This is a genomic window from Teredinibacter sp. KSP-S5-2 (genome assembly GCF_032773895.1).
In the GTDB taxonomy this organism is placed as follows: domain Bacteria; phylum Pseudomonadota; class Gammaproteobacteria; order Pseudomonadales; family Cellvibrionaceae.
Window position 1 is genome coordinate 3,987,906 of record NZ_CP120416.1, and the last position, 19,459, is coordinate 4,007,364.

Below are 19,459 nucleotides of genomic sequence, written 5' to 3' on the forward strand. Positions count from 1 at the left end.
AGTTTGATCCATATCAAATTTTCAGTAATTTCTGAAAGTTTAATCTATTATTCTTCTGGTGAAAAGCCCCAATTTGACGGAAGTACCTTTTCGGCTTTTTGACTTGGATAAGGGCTACAGATAGGGTAAAGCAAAAAAGCATTCCATTGCTTTCTGCTGCATCAGGAAGCCAGCTCTTCCGCGACTATCACCGCTTCTTGCTTTCGCTGTTTTCTTCTTCCAATTAACAGGCCTACCGCAGCCAGGAAACAGCTCAGGAAAATAGTGCTGACGATTAAGATATCGCGCCACTGCCTGCCGGTAATGCCATTGAGGAAGTTCCATTTATGTAAAACGGAAAACGACCAGGATTCCATTCGGTCCACGTTTCGTGACTGATCCACCAGGACACCAGTCACAGGGTCAACAAATACCCGAGTACCGAACTCATCCCCATACTGCACCATCCACACAGGTAAGCGCTTGTTGCGAAAATCATACTCAGGGCCAAAACGGGTCACTATCTGCACATGCTCAATTTGTTCACTGGTGTATCCGGTGTAACCGTTTGCCAGCCATTGCACTTGCTCTTTATCGGACGTAGCAACGGGATTCCCCGAATAAAAATCCAAATACCGGGAACCACTTTCCGACGGCCGCCCCTGGTACTTTTCTACACGACTGACTTGCCCTTTATCCTGATTGGCATAACTTAATCGCAATAACGTCTGGCTCTCCGCTCCAGGCACTAACGAAATACTATTCAGCGGTTGATTCGCATATTCGGAAAAATAATTTTCGTTCGGGAATGAACCAAAACGTTTTAGTTCCGCTAAATGGCTCAAGCGTATACCGCTAACATTGTCTGCATATTCGGCTTTGAGTAGATGATAAAAACCACTTGCCGACCAACCCAATAAAGGTAGCCAGAGCACATAGGCAATAATCCGATGCCAGCGACGTTTTGTGTCTTTTATTTTTCGATGGGGAATGGCAAGAATCAAGGCCATACCCATGACACACATGGCGATTAATGACAACATAAATAGCCCGACAAGCAGGACGCGACCAAAGCCCCACACATCTAACCAACTCCACGTATGCAATGCACGAAACACCGTTTGGATTTTAGTTTTTACTCCATTGGTTAACCCGGCAAGCGCGTTGGTTTCGGTATACACAAACGCAACCAGATTCCCCTGCTCAGGAAAAGATACCCGATAAACCGGTAACAAACGATTTACCGGCGGATACTCATTGGAAAACTCCGTAATAAACTGAATTTCACCAATATCCGTTTGCGGGTGCCCAGTGTAATAACTGGCCAACCATGCCGCATGCTGTACATCGAAATTTTTCGGCATGACATTGCCATCAAATGAAAAATAATTACGCGCAGCATACTTACTTTGTGTTGCCTGAATCACTGCGCCGTTTTCACTGGCCAGCACTTTAACCACCACCGATTTTGGAAAGGTTGCCAATGCATCCTGTAGCGGTTGTTTTATATTCGTGGCTTGTTCCACAGAAAGCCCAAACTTTGGTGGATAAAACTTTACCGCTTTAGGCCCGGTCCAGGTCATAAGTGGATGCAAGGCACCGGAAAGCGCCCAAATAAACAAGCAAGCACCAGCAAACCATTTAAGTTTGTTATGCCATTGCATTGAGGGTTTGGCTAATTTTTTCATTGCTCTACTCTCACATTAAAAGGCGGCTTTCAAACTTAAATACGCCGTTCTCGGTAAACCCGGACGATAATCAATATCAGAGCTTGTTACCTGGTTCTGAGTGTAAGTAGAGTACAACTCATCACTCAGATTCATCACACGCAGCTGCAGGCTGATAGCATCCGTCATTTTGTATTGCGCACGCAGGTTATACAGCGTATGCCCTTCATACGTGTTTTGATTGGTTTCGTCGGTGAAATAGTCACCCATATATTCGGTTTCCAATTCAAAACTGAGTGCGTCCAGCGGCGAATAATTAATGCTAAAGCTCCCCATCTGTCTGGGCGCTTTACCAATCTGGTTCCCGGCAAAATCCCGTGTTTCAACCACAGGGGGAATGCACGCAGGCGGATAGCAGGCATAAATATATTGATATTCCTTGTACTCCTGCTCGCGATAGGTCCAGGCAAAGTTAAAACCCAATTGTTCGGTGACTTGCCCGATGAGTGCAACCTCAACACCTTTATGTTTAGTCTCACCGGCGTTGGTCATTTTTCGGGTGCGATCTTCAACATAACTGACAATCGCATCTTGTTTATCCATTTCGTAATAGGCGATTTCATAATTCAGTTTTTCACTGATCACACCGCGTAAACCCAGCTCATAACTGTCCGCTGTCGTGGGTTTTAGTTTATCCGAATCCTGACTGCTGCCAGGGCGAAACAACGAACCCACACCCGGTGAGACAAAGGCATGGCGATAATTGACATAGCCCATATGATTTTTCGAAAACTGATAAATCAAACTCCATTTCGGGCTGAACTCGTTGTACGTAATGGTTTGCGATTCTGGTCGTTGATAGGAACGTTGTATTTCCGTATCCAGATTATCCTGATAATCCACCTCGAAATGATCGTAACGAGCGCCGATATTCATAATCCAATCCGATCCCAAACGCCATTCACTGTGTATATAAGGGGAAACAGAAAACTGGTCAGCATCAAAATCGTAATTTAGCTCGCCGAGGGCATAATTTTCATAGTACTCCCGCGATTCTCCCTGCCCCAATTCGGGCAACATGGTAATTGCGTTTTCTTTATAGGATGACGGCGTAAAATCAGTATCGACACCGACAATAATTTGTCCACGCCCGGAGAAAATATTTTGCCGCTGCTTAAGCATGACGCCATAGGATTGAAATTGATAATCCCGAATATTCGGATCGTAAGTCACCATCCAACTGGGCATCATCTTCATTTCATTATCGCGGTAGAAAAATGTCGAGGTGAACAACCCTTCGGAACCAATTACTCGATTGAGTTCGGACGAAAAACGCAGCGCCGCAACCTCTCGATAGCCAACATCACCATGAAAAATATTTTTGGTCGGATTATTTTTATAATCCTCTTCTTCCAGAGAAGAAATACCGCTCTGATCCACATCGGTATAGGACAGTACGCTTTTAATATCCCACTGTTTTCCCAGTTTGCCATCGTGACGAATACTGGCCGACGTTCGACTGTAATCGCCATACTCTCGATAACCGTCGTTATCGGTCACGTTGATATCCGCACGAATACCACTGTCACTGCTTAGGGGTGTACCACCGCCGACCAATAGACGTTTCCATCCGTACTCTCCCACTTCCAAGTCAACACGGCCGGATTTTTCTTCCGGCGGAGCCAGGGTAATCGCATTGATAATGCCACCAAACGCACCACTACCGTACAAAGCCGAGCCAGGGCCTTTTATTATTTCCAACTGGCCACTTTGCGGAATATTAATTTCGTACAGACCATTGTGGTTAAAAAAACCGGTTGGCCGAGTGGGCACGCCATCTTCCAGAAACAGGTAATCCGGACCGGTTGAAATGGGTTGGCGAATAGAAGACATATGTCCTTCCCCCCCCAAATTATTGATGTGCACCCCGGCTACTCGATTCAGTATTTCGGCGGGATGAGAAGGCGCAATATTGGCGATTTCATCTTGCGAAAAAGCCGCGACAGATTCGGCAGTTTCTCGTTTTGATTTTTCTTCTCGCGTTCCGGTAACCACCATCTCTTCCAATATGTTCACCGGGGATATGGCAATCTGCATAGCTTCGTTAGCCACTGCCTGCACACTTAACAGGCACAGAGTGGCCGCTATTATATTTTTATTATTCATTTAGCATCTCCTGATATTCAGGAGCGCAACATTAACGAAAGGCGAAAAGGGTCAAAAGTGACAAATTGTCGCACCAAACAAACGTTTTTCCATACACGCCAACGAAGCTCTTATAAATGCTGCCAGTAAATAAGAGAATATGGGAAGCGCATTGACAGAAAAAACACAAAAAATATCAGCCGACAAATAACCATAAAGAAAAAATGGGAATTTAAAGAATTAGTTATTAATAAAGAGTTATCTATGCCGTTTCATTTATACCTGCTACATTTTAGGTATAACAGACACCAACAAGCCCTTATAGACCCTAGGCATGCCAGAATAAAACCTTTAGTATTTTGCGTCTTTGCACTCCCACTCCACCTGCCCACAGTACCAAGGACTTAAATGACTGCCTTTTTGATTAGCCATGAAGATTGTCTTAAGCACGTAATGCCCGACGGACATCCTGAGTGCCCGGAGCGCATTAGTGCCATTTCCAATCAACTGGTCAGTACCGGTCTGGATTTTTGTCTTATTCATAAAGAAGCGGTGGAAGCTTCCCGAAACCATTTGCAGTTAGTTCACTCACCTCAATATCTTGATCGCGTAGAATTTTATGCCCCAAAAGAGGGAGAAGAGCTCGTCAACTTTGATGAAGATATCTGGCTCGGGCCCTACACGCTGCGCGCGGCAAAGCTGGCAGCAGGTGCCGTGGTGCAAGGTGTGGATTATGTGATGCGCAACGAAACTGACACGGTATTTTGTAATGTTCGTCCACCCGGACATCACGCAGAACATAATCGCGCAATGGGATTTTGTTTATATAATAATGCCGCTGTCGGTGCCGCCTATGCGCTCCATCATTATCGACTTAAACGCGTCGCTATAGTGGACTTTGATGTTCACCACGGCAATGGAACGCAGGATATTTTTCTTGATGAAAATCGGGTGCTGTATTTCTCCAGCTTCCAATACCCTTTTTACCCGAATACAGAAATAAACCCCGGCAAACAAAATATTGTTAACGCGCCTTTGCCTGCAACCTGCGAAAGCGAACAATTTCGTGAAGTAATATTACAAAAGTGTATCCCTGCACTAAAAGAGTTCGCGCCGGAGTTATTAATTATTTCTGCCGGGTTTGACGCCCACGTTCTGGATGACATGTCTTCCATTTGTTTAATGGATAATGACTATTTATGGGTAAGCGAACAACTGCGAGAATTTGTTGACAGCAGTGAAGAATGTCAGGGTATTGTTTCAGTACTGGAGGGTGGATACGACCTGGGCTCTCTATCTCGATCAGCCTGCGCACACATTAAAGCTCTGGCGAAGCTATAAGCTCATCCTTTTTCATCGTTTGCATACATTAATCTTAATAATAAATCATACGTATTTATTAACACTTTTACCCACCTGCAACTCATACCGGTAAGAAACAAGTACTAATAGAGTTGAAAGATATGTCACAGAAGTAGAAATCCTGGCCAAAATTTACAGAGTTTTGATCTATTTTCTTGCAATTAAAAAAAAAAACGGCAAAACTCCACTGCGTAAATTAAGTCGATAGTGATAAAAATAACAACCTAAGACTTAAGAATTATAAAAATAATAAATACGTGATTCATTCACGCGCTCACAAGGCAAAACAAAACTCTTAGCAGCAAACAAAAAACACCTGGTTGCCAGCCTTGCTTGCAAGTTGGCCACAAATAATAAAATCAATACTGCGAGGAAAAATTATGAATAAAACGGCAGTTGCGCTATTAGCCGCACTCAGTTGTGGTTCAGTAGTAAGTCATGTACATGCAGTGGATTGTAGTGGTTTACCCGTATGGGATAACAGCACTGCGTACTCCGGCGGGACGCAAGTTCAACACAATATGAATGCATACACCAATAATTGGTGGAGCCAAGGTGCAGACCCTGAAACGCATTCAGGCCCCTGGCAAGAGTGGACAAACAACGGCGCATGTGACGGTTCTTCCTCGTCCAGCTCCAGCAGTAGCTCTTCATCCAGCAGTTCAAGCTCATCATCCAGTTCATCCAGCAGTTCCAGTTCCTCATCAAGTAGCTCAAGCTCTTCGTCCAGCTCTTCCAGTGGTGGCGCAAGCTGTGACAGCTATGTTGCTGGTGCATCTTATGCTTATGGCGATGTTGTAGCCAATGCAGGCGGTTACTACCGATGTGACGTAGCAGGCTGGTGCTCTTCTGGTAATTCAGCCTATGAACCTGGTGTCGGTTGGGCGAATCAATATGCTTGGTCAGCTGTTACCGCAGACCAATGTACTGGAGGCACTTCTTCCAGCTCAAGCTCGTCGTCCAGCTCAAGCAGCTCTTCATCCAGCAGCTCAAGCTCGTCTTCCAGCTCCAGCTCATCCAGTAGCTCGTCTTCAAGCTCTTCCAGTTCCAGCGGTGGTGCGCCTTATGTAGTAGGTTACATGCCTTCCTGGTCTGGCGATGTAAACAGCATCCAATACAGTAAGTTAACGCACATTAATTACTCATTTTTGTTGCCTAACTCTGACGGTAGCCTGCAAGCAATTGACGGCGCATCTAAATTACAAAGCCTTGTTTCACTGGCCCATGCAAACGGCGTGAAAGTATCCATCGCTGTGGGTGGCTGGAACAACGGTAATGACAGTGCGTTCGAAGTGTTAGCAGCTAACCCAACAACTCGTACAAACTTCGTTAACAACTTGATGGCTTTCGTCAATCAGTACAACCTTGACGGTGTGGATATGGATTGGGAATACCCAGATCCCGGCACATCTGCTGACAACTATGCATTGATGATGAATGAGTTGGCGACCGCTCTTCACGCTCAAGGTAAAATCCTTACTGCGGCAGTTGTTGCTTTGGGTTATACCGGTGACGGTATCAAAAACGAAGTATTCGCAGACATCGACTTCTTGAACATCATGGCCTACGACGGCGGTAACGGTGCAACTCACTCACCATACTCCTACGCAGTAGACTCATTAAACTATTGGTTAGGTCGCGGCTTACCAGCTGCAAAAGCAGTGGTTGGTGTGCCTTACTACGCACGTCCAAGCTGGTCGGCATACAGCAGCAAAGTTGCTCAAACCACACTTAATGCATGTCGCGACACTGATGGTTCAGATTACTGGAACGGTATCCCAACTATTCGTCAAAAAGCACAGCTAGCCAGAACACAGGCGGGCGGCATTATGACTTGGGAACTGTCTCAAGATGTAACTGGCGAGATGTCTCTATTAACTGCAATGTATGAAGCGGTTAACGGCTTAACACAAACGCCAGTGTGTCAGTAAAAGGTTTCACTCCCTAAGCTCCATTGACTAGGCGCCCGTTATGAAAATAATCGGCGCCTTTTTTATAGTTTGTTGTACCGCAAAATGTGTATTTAAAAGCTGACTTATTATCAGACTGGTGCTAGTTTGGTAACAATCTGATTAAAAATAACAATAAAAGTCAGATGTTTTTATCAAAGTTAAGGCGGTTGGAATTTTGCCGTATCCCCTCCTTATGTAGTCTTTACCCCGCTTCAGGTCTGACTGAAGTCCCAATAAAAACACAATAATAAATTTAATAAAGGTGATTACTATGTTGAAAAAAGCAGTTGCAGTCGCATCGCTTTCCGCAGCAAGCCTGTTCGCGTCACAGAGCTTCGCCGCGATGGATTGCAGTAATATCCAGGTGTGGAACAGCAGCACAGCCTATAACGGCGGTGCGCAGGTTCAACAAAACCTCAAAGTGTATTCCGCTTCCTGGTGGACCCAGGGTGCAGACCCGGAAACCCATTCAGGCTCATGGCAGGAATGGAAATTTGTCGACGATTGTACGGGCTCTTCATCGTCTAGCTCGTCATCTTCATCCAGCAGTTCTTCCAGCTCTAGCAGTAGCTCTTCATCCAGCAGCAGCTCCAGCTCAAGCAGCTCATCTTCATCCAGCAGCTCTTCTTCCAGCTCTTCAGGTGGCAGCTGTCCGAATGCATTTGATATAAACGGTCAATACAACACTGGCGACCAGGCATCGAATGTTGGACGCATCTGGCAATGCCTTGTTGGCGGCTGGTGTTCATCCGGTAACTCCGCATATGTGCCAGGGGTTGGCTGGGCACACACCTATGCTTGGGAAGATGTTGGACCATGCACTACCAGCTCCAGCTCATCCAGCAGCAGCTCCAGTAGCTCTAGCTCAAGTAGTTCATCAAGCAGTAGCTCCAGCAGTTCATCATCCAGCAGTTCATCTTCTGGTGGCGGATTACCTTCTCGCATCTTGAATGGCTACCTCCATGCAAGCTTCACCAATGGGGCAGGTTACATTCGTCCAAGTGATGTTTCGCCAGCCTTCAACATTATTAACATCTCGTTTGCGGAACCCACTTCACCTACCAGTGGTGTTATGGAGTTTGCACCAGATGCTGCATTTACTACCGATGCACAATTCAAAGCGGATGTAAAAACAGCTCAGGCTCGCGGACAAAAAGTTCTGATCTCTATTGGTGGTGCAAACGGTCAGGTTCGTTTGGAAACTGCAGGTGCGAGAGATGCGTTTGTTAGCACTATGACTGCAATCATCAACGAATACGGTTTTGACGGTTTGGATATCGACTTCGAAGGTCACTCGCTATCTCTTGACCCAGGTGACAGCGATTTCCGTAATCCAACCACACCTGTGATTGTGAATTTAATCGATGCAACTCGACAAATTCTCACAAACTGTGGTGCAGACTGTATGTTGACCATGGCTCCTGAAACTTTCTTCGTGCAAATGGGTTACAGCTTCTACGGCGGTATTGCAACTGCGGCAGACCCACGTACAGGTGCCTATCTTCCAGTGATTCACGCGCTAAGAGACAGATTGAGTTTCTTACAAGTTCAGAACTACAACTCTGGACCAATCACCGGTTTGGATGATCAGTACCACACCATGGGCGGTGCAGATTTCCACGTAGCCATGATCGATATGCTACTTAAAGGCTTCCCAATTATGGGCGATCCTAACCACTTCTTCCCTGCACTTGACCCTAGCCAAGTACTAATTGGCGTACCTGCCAATGTAAACGCGGGTGGTGGTTTCGTGGATAACGGTGGCTTGCAGCAAGCCTGGACGTGCTTAACCAAAGGTACTTCCTGCCCTGCTTACAACCCAGGCCGAACTTACCCAACACTTCGCGGGTTTATGACTTGGTCTGTAAACTGGGATGCATTTAATAACTTTGTTTTCTCAGAAGGTATGCGTACCCATATTGATGCCAATTAATAGGTATTCAGTTGATGTTAAAAAGCCGGGATTTTCCCGGCTTTTTTGTATGAAGACGAGTGGTTATTGGAACTAAAATCTAAACTTATTCGGTAAGGCACTTTAGGATTGTTATGAAACACGCTGTAAACACATCCCTGTGAGCTCTTTGTCGGCGTCCTGCCTCCAAAGGTTTCAAAACAATCCAAAAGCACCAACCATTTTTATAACCCGCGCAAAACGACAAAACTATTTTGAACACTACTGACGTCCATTATGATCAGATCATCAGAAAGTATTCTGAGCTAACTTTTTATATGTTTTTTAAAAACTGAATCAAGCGTTATATTCGATAGACAATCAACATCTATTAATAAATAGTTCTAAACCGTAATACTTCACCAAACCTTCTTTTAGTTCGGTTCATCAATCATCTTTAATCTACTAGACTGAGCAAGAATTTCGTTTAACCATTTTGATTGTTTTTTGCTTGCCAGCGCAACCGCTTTATCTGAAGCCTTAATGGCCATTTCTGTATTGCCATCCAAACTCTGCGCCGTGGCCAAACTGTCCCATAAAACTTCCGAATAAGGAAACTGCTTTACACCTTCCTCCAAAATTTCCACTCCCCACGAGGTTTTCCCTTCATAAGCAGCTTTTAAACCATAAACATTATATTGGTCTGCGGATAATGGAAACTGATACCCATATTGTTTGGCTAGTGTTTTATAAAAGGCTTCGATTTCCTTCAACGGCATCACATCCATTTCAGGCACAGCATTCCAGTTATGAAATAACCAGCGAATGGCGGTCAGGTTTCCAATAGCCGGAGTACTATCATGTGTTTCCTGCGGGAATCTATCCGCATGCCAGAATAAGTTCTTCTGTCTTTGAGTATCGAGCAGGGAAACCTGCTGATCAAAGGCGGTTTTCATCTCATCCGGCTCACTAGCCAAACTCAAATACCACCGAAACGGTGACGAACGAGTCTGTTTAAAGACAACTTTAGATTCCTTAACTAACCAGTTGTTATCCCACCATAAACTTGGGCTAATGGCGATGGCACCGTCGAAGACTGTGTCTGGTTGAAGAGCGATAAAACAGGAAAACAAACCGGACAAGCTATGCCCGGTAATAATTTCGTAGGGCGCAATACGATAATGCTGCCTTAAGAAGGGAAGCAGCTCCTTTTCCAAAAAGCGCTTATACTGCGTTGCTCCACCGGTGTTTTCCTTATCATCATCTACACTGGTGGGCGTAAAGTTTTTTGCACGATTATTGGCACTGACGCCAACCAGAATCATTTCCGGAACTATGGCGTAGGTACTGAGGAAATGAATATTTCCAGCAATATGATTGAGTTGGGTTGAACCATCCAAAACAATCATAACTGGATAACGAAATGTATCAGAATCCAGGTAGCTCTCCGGTAGAGAAACTTGAATAGTAATATCTTGGCTCAAATTTTTTGAGCTGACACTGTGCTGAGAAAAATCTGTTTGGGCGCAGACATTGACAGACAATAGTGCAAACACCACCAACAACGACCATAGCTTCACTTTTATCTCCTTGGTATTTGCAGAGCATTGACTGTTTATACAACAGAGCAATCCCGTTATCTGATGTAACAGAGGTATTCAACGAAGGTACCCAGTCTATTCGTTGTATCCAGACTTCAACCGAAAAGTTGCACAAAAAACACTCTTCAGAAAATAACACCCATCAAACAAAAATAAGATTGATTCTCTTTCCTTATTTAAACACATTTTTGGATATAAGCTAATGCCTCTTTTATCTATCATTTGTTTAACTTTTTACCATGTAATATTTTTTACATAAATCTCAAACAAATATGATGGATTTTATTCACCATCATCCGTTTGATGAATTTTCCATAAAAATTAGTCGTCTGTTTCAACATAATAAAACGGCCAGGTTTCCTTCCTGTACTAGACTTTTTTCATAATCTGGTTGAGGAAAATAATGATGGAAGTAAAAGAAGAAATCGGCAAAGCCATAACTGCCCATGATCACTGGAAGCAAAAGCTGCGCCAGGCGATCGACACAGGAGAATGCGAATCGACTCCAGACAGAGTCAAGCAAGATTACAACTGCTCATTTGGCAAATGGTTGCACCAACGTATCGACGAAAACCAAAAGCATTCCGAATACTACGAAGCCGTAGTCTCAATACACGCAGACTTTCATAAAGAAGCGGGAAAAATACTGGAGCTTGCACTAACCGGGCAGAAAGAAAAGGCCAACGCATTAATGCGTTTAGGTGGTGATTTCTCCACTATTTCAACAAAATTAACCACGTTAATGAAAGAGTGGCAGAATATCTTACCCTAGACGTTATTCACATCAACTGAATAAACAAGACCTAGATAAAAAAGCCGCCATAAAGGCGGCAGTAAAGAGGATCAATTAGGAAAAAAAGGGGGCCCATCCCTGGACGACACTGATACCTTAGCTAAAAATTGTACGTCAGAGAGAAAGTGTAGGTTCTTCCTAACACGGGTCGGGCAAAGAAATTGGTGTAGCCCGCCTGAACATCATTTACCGATCTGGGGTTACCCTCCGTTAACCCCACCTCATTGGTCAGGTTGGTTCCCTTCAAAGTGAACTGGAAGTTTTCGGTAATGTTGTAGTTCACACCCGCATCAAACGTGGTGTAATCCGGCAAACTGAATTCGTTATTACCATCCGCGTATCGGTCACCAACATGGTGAACAATAATAAAAGCGTCGCCCCAATCAAAATCCACCGTCGGAATTAAACGTACCTGGGTTTTGGGTGTACGTTTAATTTGATTATTTTCCCGGTTGCTGTATTGGTCAGGCAGGTTAACCATTTTTGGATCTTGCACAACACCACTAAGCTCAAGAGAGAATACTGAATTTGGTTGCCACACGGCCTCAAATTCAACCCCCGTGGTTTCCGTATCCATGTTCACATTCGACGCGACATTATTAATATCGGTAATCCCCCGCTCAGTCAGATCTTCAAAGACTGTTTGGAATAACGTTGCAGACGCACCAAAATTATCACCGGAATAACGTGCACCCAGTTCGTAGAACTTGAGCTTACCCACTTTATTAAAGGTCGCCTCTTCACCAGCACCAATATTAAATCCATGCTCCATCAAGCGTGGCATTTCAAATGCGTCGGCGTAGCGGCCGAACATGGCAAGGTCATCATTGAAAGTGTAATTAAAACCGATTGACCAGGCGGTTTCGGTAAAACTTTTGCTGTGGCTGTAATAGGTATCGGAGGTGATATCCGCGTAGTTGTTTGCCAGATTATTATCGACATCATTACCGTTTTCATCAAACGCACCGGCTACTTCAACACCAGCAATGGTGCCGGCAGCGGTAGAATCCAGTTCAAGACGCTCAATACGAAGACCACCGTCAATACGCAGTTTATCTGTTACTTGGAATTCGTCATTAATATAAAGTGAGTTAGACATAGACGTACCGTAAGCATCCGCCGCACTCCAACCAGGAGCATGGGTCAGCATACCGTCGTCAGTCAGTTGCCCGACTACATCACCGGCCTCGTTAACAGCAACGATATCCAATCGGCGAGCATTGTCACGCACATCCGTTAAAAACTGCCCTTCCCACTGGTCAACCGGCAAGGTATCTGCATCAACGGAAGCCATTAACCAGCCCATCGTTAGCGTATTACGCTCGGTTTCGTAACTGAATACTAAATTATTAGCAATCTGACTGGCTTCATATTGGGAGAACAACGGGTAGTTCATGGTGACCAAACCATTGCCGTTTAAATTATCCAGATCAGTCAGGAATTCACCCGTGCCCACAACCTGATAACGGGCTTCAACCGCACCGTCAGCAGCAAACTGCGTCAGCATATCCTGCACATCTTGTTGGCCAAGTCGTTCCGCCGCAGAGGTACTCAAAAAGGAGTTATCCCAGTTCAGCAAAATATACATGTCGTTTTTAAATTTGGAGTAGCGGAAGGTATCAGTGATATGCCAACCGGATTCGAAATGCCAATTTAGTTTTGCACCAGCGGTGGAAACCGTTGTGTGCTGACCGTCTTCAAAATCCCGCACTACATAATTGCCATCGGCTTTCAGATAACCAATTTCTTTTAGATCGTTACCCAATAATGTACCCGAATGAGGGTCTACCCCAGGCAAGCCCGTTGGGTCTTGTTGGTTTGAGATTGGAATCGGCGAAAAAAAGGTCGTGTGATCATCCAAATGCTTAAACGATAGCGTTAAATCGCCATCATCAAATTCACGCAGCAAGTCCAAACGAATTTGTCCGCCATCGTCCGCGGTAAATTGTGTATCACGCACACCATCTGACTTACGATAGAACCCACCAACACCTAAATTCCAGTTATCAGTAACCGCGCCACTGTAATAAAAATCACCACGCAACAAACCGTAATCGGCACCGGACACTTTAAATTTACCGGTATGCTCAGCAACAGGACGTCGTGTAATAAAGTTAATTAACGCAGCCGGGCCATTGGGAGTAAAAATACCGGAAGTACCACCCCGGATAGCTTCCATTCGTTCGGTTGTTAAATCAGTTCGCTGATAAAAATCCACCCACACACCATCATAAATAACGGGCAAACCATCTTCCTGAATACCAATGTATCGAAAACCTTCACCACCACGCAGACCACGAGGCGCAACGTTATTGTTGGTTTCACCACCGGAGTCTTCTACCCAGAACCCTGGCACAACTTCCAATAAGTCTGCGGTACCCAAGGGCGCCTCACGCTCCAGAGATTTAGCATCCAAAGTCGTCACGGATATGGAAGACTCCAGCTTGGTGACTGTGGACGTACCGGCGGTTCCGGTCACAATCACTTCTTCCAACCCCATCAAACCTTGATTTTTTTTCTCTTCCTCTTGCGCGAATGCATTCATCACACTACAGGCAACAATTGTGGAAATCGCCGAACTCAGTATTTTTTTTGTTAATTTATGACGTGGCACAGACATACCCTACTCCTGGCTAGTAATTATTTTCAGCGCAACACGGAGCCCCCTGAGAGTGATCTCAGGCAAGTTGTGAATTGCTGTTATCTGGTTAACGAAGGAGATATGCGATTTGAGAATGCAAAAATAAACATTTTTTCGATTTTGTTTTCGGCGGGTTTCCACACAGAATCATCAAACCTATTGAAGCAGGAGATATACGCTTTTGACGGAAACCCACGGGAATTTAATGCCTCCCCGTCAGCGTTAAAAATATTAGTGTGATTTGGTTTATCAAGAAGACAACCTTTTTTCGAAAACCAGAGCTTGTTCACACTCATTGAACCATTCTCTGCTAGAGTCCATCTATTGTTCAGGTTGCTCCCAGCTTACACCCAATCATATCTTTTGATTATTTTGCATCGGATTTCATAAATGAAATACGGACCAGGGTATCGCAGCCTAAAATTCAACCAAATTATTAAAAAAAAAATGGAGGGAGAGCACGATTACGGTGTTACCACTTATGTTGGTAACCTCAAAGCCTGCTCATTCATGAATTCAATACAGGAGTCGGTCGGGTTTGAGGTCGTCAGCCATGTTGCAGGAAAAGCATACAAATTGGCGCGTAATAACTAAAAACGTGGTAGATGTTAGAGCTAATTACATTACGTCACTTAATCCGTTTCTGATTTATATATGCAATATATTTCAAACAAATACATTTGACTTTTCTCTATAAACAAAGGCGTAAAAAATTTATAACCCGCCTTTGAATTCAGTAAAAAAATAAGGAGCATTTTATGAGTAAAAGATTTATTCGACTAAAACACCTAATTAGCATTGCGACTATATCCGTAGCGCTATCGCCAATTTCAGCCTTTTCCAATAGCGATGTACCCGTTGGCGGGCTTTCTGAAAACCTGACCGCAGACCCCGGTTTTGAGGCAAATAACGCATTCAACGGGCTAGATGTGAATTGTGCATTAGATGCATCGAATCGCGGCGTCAGCCTGATCAATAATCAGGATGTACTCTTTGACAACCAAAGCCTGTTAATTAATTTTCCCGATTGGAAGCGATGCACCAGTACCGGCAAACAATTGGGTTGGAATAACGGCGATATAGGCCACAACCTACGTTTTACCGCTAGTGCAAAAACATTAAATGCCTTGCCAACAAACACAAGCTTTAGTGCCTGTGTCGTGGCCTATACGCAAAGTGGCGCGCGTGTCGATAGCTGTCAAGACTATCTACCCAGTCAAACGACATTCAATATTGATGTTTCCACCGCGTTACCCGGCGCGACAGACCCTGTATTAAATGTCTATTTTGAATTACGAAAACCCAACACAGGGCAACTTGAAGTCGTCATCGACAATGCAAACCTGGAATTTATTCGAGACAGGTATGAAGGCGAAGACTTATTGCCAGTAGTTCCATCCGGCTATGAATTGAACACTCTGCTTTCTACAGACTATGAAATAGACGCAGCCGGTTTTGATGCACACCCGAACGTCAGCTTAAATAGCGTTACCCCAATTGATGGAACCTCAAGCCTGACCATCTCGCCGATGCAGATTTATCAACGCTACACGTCGCAAATGTCTCAGTGGGGCTGGAACCAGGGCCCAACGGCACATTCGGTTAGCTTGTTTACCAAGGTAAGAGTGGAAAACGATTCCGTTGGCAACGACATTGATATTTGTATCGTTGCTTACCTTCAATCCGGCCCACGCAAGCAACAGTGTAAAAAAGTGCTGTTGGCAGATTCACTCACAGAAGTGTTTACCGAATACCTATTCGAAGGCACGGATCGAAACGAAATTTTATCTAGCGTCTATGCAGAATTCAGAAACACGGGTGGAAACTTCAGCGCAAGTTTCGATAACACAAGAGTTTATTTGGTACAGCCACAAGGTTCCGGCCCGACTGATCCGACTGATCCGACCGATCCAACTGACCCAACCGGCCCCTCAGGACTACCCTATGTGCCAGAAGGCTTATCCCTTGATGACATGATTAGTGATACTGGCTGCGAATCCTCCACCGCTGGTTTTACCAATCCAGAAGGCATTTCGGCCGTAACGCAAACTACCAATGCCATTGACGGAACACAAAGCTGTCAGTTTGATTTTCCGGACTACAACAGAATTACATCCGGGTTTGACTATGGCTATAACAGCGGCCCGCTTGCATACTCATTAACTGTTAGAGCCGATGTTCGTATAGATACCGCGTTAGCTGGCAACATAGATGCGTGCGCCGTTGCCTATATGGCAGACGGTTCCAGAAGAGAAAACTGTCAATCTATCGAAGGCATCGTCGGCCAGTATCAAATCGATACCACACTTGCGCTAAACAACGAACAGGTTCAGCGCGTGTATTTCGAATTGCGTAAACCATCTTCTGGCGGTCAAGGGCAATTAGTTGCGGTTCTGGATAATATTCACATCTATCTTGTTCGAGGAACAGTGCCCACCACAGGAGGTGGCGGAGGTACTGGTGGTGCTACGTCCGGTGATTTGTCTGAAATCGGTTATGCCAGTAACCCAACAAACTGGCGAGATATTCACGCTGAAATTTTCAAAAGCGAAGACACGTCATCTAATGGGCCAGTTGTTAATAATGCGGCAAAGTCCATTGCGGTTGACTTACACCCCTCAACCGATGCAATTGGTACCACGCCTGTAACCGTATCTTTTGGTTTCCCGTTGGCACCCGGAACGCTAATACGAACCGATGATGTCAAACTGACGGACGAAAATGGCATAGAGATTCCAGCCCATGTAAGTGGTTTATTAAACTGGAAAAATATGCCACCACAACCCATGTTATGTGATGGATTAATTTCCAGCGGCAACCCCGGTATTCGTTCCGTATTAATTCAAACCAGCATGGCATTTGAAAACAGCAATGCTAAGCGTGTGTTCGTAAAAATAAATTCCGGAGCAAGAACATTAAATATCCCAACGAAAGTGCCCGTGGAATCCACTTATCGTCAAGCCGTTGAAGGTACCTACAATGCTCAGATTAGAGCGGCAATTGGTTTAACTATTTCGGAACCTATGGTGGTAGCCGCACTGGACATCAATCACCTCGCTTGCACGGGCATTGAACCAATGGGCGCACCGGGTGGTACTCGCGCATTTTTAAGTGAATTAGACCAAGCCGTTAACAATTTTGCCTATTCAATTGTCGATCGAGCTGAAGAAAAACAAGGCTGGGTAACAACTGATACTCGCGACATAGGCGGCTGGTATGAAGGGCCAACCGTACCCGCTGATGAACGATCAGCAGCATGGCTTTATCAACGCCCTATGGCACTGTTTGCAAGTTATCGTATAACCGGCGACGCAGAAATGCTGAAAGAAGCCTACCGAGCAATGGACCATTATGCGCAACTCATCTACACACCCGAGGATTGCGCAGCCCTGGAAACCACAAACTGTGTAGGTAGTTTTAGCTTGCGAAACCCTGACCCTGCTAATTCATATCAAAAAACGATGTATAGCTATAACGAGACGCTCTTCAACCAGTATTTGCTACTGGGAGATGAACGCTATTTAGATAAAATTGGCTACGTTTCATGGGCTGCGGAACGCTTCTCTAAAGCTTCTATCCTGAATACAACGTCAACAGCCAGGGTTGCCGCCTATTCGCTTGCAGCTGCGTTATATGACTCATTGCTAACCAATAATGCCTATCAAACGAGTAACGTTGAACAATATGTAAACTCTATTATTCAATTTCAAGCCAATGGTGTTGAGGGTTTTGGTACCAACGGATGCTATAACTATAAGCCCGAAGACTTTATTCCCGAGCCACATTTTTCACCCTGGATGACCTCGTTACTCACCGACGAGTTACTTGCCACGTATCAAGAGACGGGTAATGCAGCAATACCACCTTCGCTTGTTACTGCAGCGCAATGTCAGTACGACAGAGCAATAGTTGTCGGCGCGGATGATGATTATATGAAATGGGATGGCGTTGACGGTGGCTATGAAATATATCACACACTCTATACAGCGGTTAGCTATGGGACCCCAGGTCCGGTTGTAAAATCTAACGGTCAGGTATTAAGTACCCCCGAAGACCACGTTGAACACAACCTTGACGGAGGGAGACCTTTAGTTCTTGGTGCATATTTTACTCAAGACGCCACACAAAAAAGTAATTTCACAAACAGGATCTACGAATTAATCGCGTCTCATAAAAGAGGAATATTACACTGGACAAGAGACACACAAGGACGCGAGATGTACAGAGTCAGTCCAAATAGAAAATTTGCCTGGCAATATGGTTCGTATGGCAAAACAGCTTGGGCAATTTGTGAACCCGGTTCAACCACCTGCAGTAAGCCAAGTTATTGATCTATTTAGCTCGTTGAGTTCATTCTGACTTACACATGCCCCACCCTCTGAGTGGGGCTTTTTTTTATAAATAAAAGGCAATGCAAATCAATTATCAGGAAGTAAAACCGCACGGATTAAGAGAGTCAAATTTTTAGCTTGAAATTGACACCAAACCTTTCTTTACATACTTTCCTCTTCGTCTACATCATACCAAACTCCATAGTGATCGCCTTGCAAAGATAAAAAATAGAAGAAATACGCCAAGAGCAACATAATTAAACCCCCGGCTAACGCGCCTTCATTCACTAGCCCAAGCACGCAAAACAAAAACCCGCTTAGATGGGATAAAAATACAACTCTTTTTGTCGCTTTTTTAGAAGGTTTAAAGCTTCAGTAGTTAAGGAAGAACCACCGCTTAACCCAAATCCTTTTGGTTTCGCAGTTAATGTTTTCGATGTAAATACTCTTTCCACCTAAATCCATCTAGTTCGACATAGTACGAAATATTGTCTTGATCGAGGATTGTATAAGTTGTTTCTCTAAGCACACCGTCAACCTCAGTTTTAAATAAAACTTTGGACTCTGAAGTATTGGCAATTTCGTAGTCGACGAATTCAGATGTAAAAATATTCCCATTTTCAAATTCAGTTATCTGCCGCCATTGCGTGTCTGTATACTGGAGTATCATGTTATGACCGCACAATTTCATATCGAAACACATAAGCACATTGTCTGGCGTATTCGGGTTAGCTCTAAGCTCTGACACTATCTTTTCGGAAGAGTACTCCCAACTACCTACAAGTACATTCTTATCAGTACAGCCTGCAAGTATTAGAGTTATAAGTACGATGTAAATTTTCATGATTAAGTATAAAGCCTTGAACGCAGGATAATAAGGCAACACTTTGGATGTCCAGCTGAGAAGCTTTCACTGCGTTGTAATATGGAAACATCAGCGAGCGAAAAATTAATGGGATACTCGACATCTTCGATTTAAGCTCGATGGAATATGTATCTGTAAAATTGTATGGGTAGAATTCATTACAACTTTGCTTTATTCATTAAAGCTACCCATAAAGATACCATTTAGTGTCTCCACAGCAAGACTTTTAAAT

At 44.4% G+C, this 19,459-nt stretch carries 11 protein-coding genes; 6 read left to right on the plus strand and 5 right to left on the minus strand.

Annotated features, from left to right (window positions below; all coding sequences use genetic code 11):
* Window positions 1-161: 161 nt before the first annotated feature.
* Complete coding sequence (locus P5V12_RS16910) at window positions 162-1,667, minus strand: PepSY domain-containing protein (RefSeq protein ID WP_316954270.1); 1,506 nt, start codon at window positions 1,665-1,667, stop codon at window positions 162-164.
* Window positions 1,668-1,682: 15 nt separating this feature from the next.
* Window positions 1,683-3,812 carry a TonB-dependent receptor gene (locus P5V12_RS16915; protein ID WP_316954271.1) on the minus strand — a complete coding sequence of 710 codons (2,130 nt, stop codon included), beginning with the start codon at window positions 3,810-3,812 and terminating at the stop codon, window positions 1,683-1,685.
* A 387-nt stretch (window positions 3,813-4,199) separates the two neighbouring features.
* On the opposite strand from P5V12_RS16915, the gene P5V12_RS16920 reads away from it, so the two are divergent.
* The 3 genes from P5V12_RS16920 (at window position 4,200) to P5V12_RS16930 (ending at window position 9,038) form a co-directional block, all read left to right on the plus strand.
* Window positions 4,200-5,132: a histone deacetylase family protein gene (locus P5V12_RS16920; RefSeq protein ID WP_316954272.1), complete on the plus strand. Its 933-nt coding sequence runs from the start codon at window positions 4,200-4,202 to the stop codon at window positions 5,130-5,132.
* Window positions 5,133-5,533: 401 nt separating this feature from the next.
* A complete protein-coding gene (locus P5V12_RS16925; RefSeq protein WP_316954273.1) occupies window positions 5,534-7,084 on the plus strand; it encodes a glycosyl hydrolase family 18 protein in 1,551 nt (516 codons plus the stop codon).
* Between the two features lie 292 nt (window positions 7,085-7,376).
* Window positions 7,377-9,038, plus strand: coding sequence for a chitinase (locus P5V12_RS16930; protein WP_316954274.1), 1,662 nt, complete (start codon window positions 7,377-7,379; stop codon window positions 9,036-9,038).
* 392 nt (window positions 9,039-9,430) lie between these two features.
* On the opposite strand, the gene P5V12_RS16935 is transcribed toward P5V12_RS16930, so the two are convergent.
* Window positions 9,431-10,576, minus strand: a complete 1,146-nt coding sequence (locus P5V12_RS16935; protein WP_316954275.1) for an alpha/beta hydrolase — start codon at window positions 10,574-10,576, stop codon at window positions 9,431-9,433.
* Between the two features lie 424 nt (window positions 10,577-11,000).
* Between P5V12_RS16935 and P5V12_RS16940 the strand changes: the two genes are divergently transcribed.
* Complete coding sequence (locus P5V12_RS16940) at window positions 11,001-11,369, plus strand: CZB domain-containing protein (protein WP_316954276.1); 369 nt, start codon at window positions 11,001-11,003, stop codon at window positions 11,367-11,369.
* 121 nt (window positions 11,370-11,490) lie between these two features.
* Here P5V12_RS16940 and P5V12_RS16945 read toward each other — a convergent pair whose 3' ends face one another.
* Window positions 11,491-14,010: a TonB-dependent receptor gene (locus tag P5V12_RS16945; RefSeq protein WP_316954277.1), complete on the minus strand. Its 2,520-nt coding sequence runs from the start codon at window positions 14,008-14,010 to the stop codon at window positions 11,491-11,493.
* Between the two features lie 411 nt (window positions 14,011-14,421).
* Between P5V12_RS16945 and P5V12_RS16950 the strand changes: the two genes are divergently transcribed.
* Both P5V12_RS16950 and P5V12_RS16955 read left to right on the plus strand, forming a co-directional pair.
* On the plus strand, window positions 14,422-14,625 hold the full coding sequence (locus P5V12_RS16950; protein ID WP_316954278.1) for a hypothetical protein: 204 nt from the start codon (window positions 14,422-14,424) through the stop codon (window positions 14,623-14,625).
* A 164-nt stretch (window positions 14,626-14,789) separates the two neighbouring features.
* Window positions 14,790-18,362: a hypothetical protein gene (locus P5V12_RS16955; RefSeq protein WP_316954279.1), complete on the plus strand. Its 3,573-nt coding sequence runs from the start codon at window positions 14,790-14,792 to the stop codon at window positions 18,360-18,362.
* A gap of 424 nt (window positions 18,363-18,786) precedes the next feature.
* On the opposite strand, the gene P5V12_RS16960 is transcribed toward P5V12_RS16955, so the two are convergent.
* Window positions 18,787-19,110, minus strand: coding sequence for a hypothetical protein (locus P5V12_RS16960; protein ID WP_316954280.1), 324 nt, complete (start codon window positions 19,108-19,110; stop codon window positions 18,787-18,789).
* Window positions 19,111-19,459 lie beyond the last annotated feature (349 nt).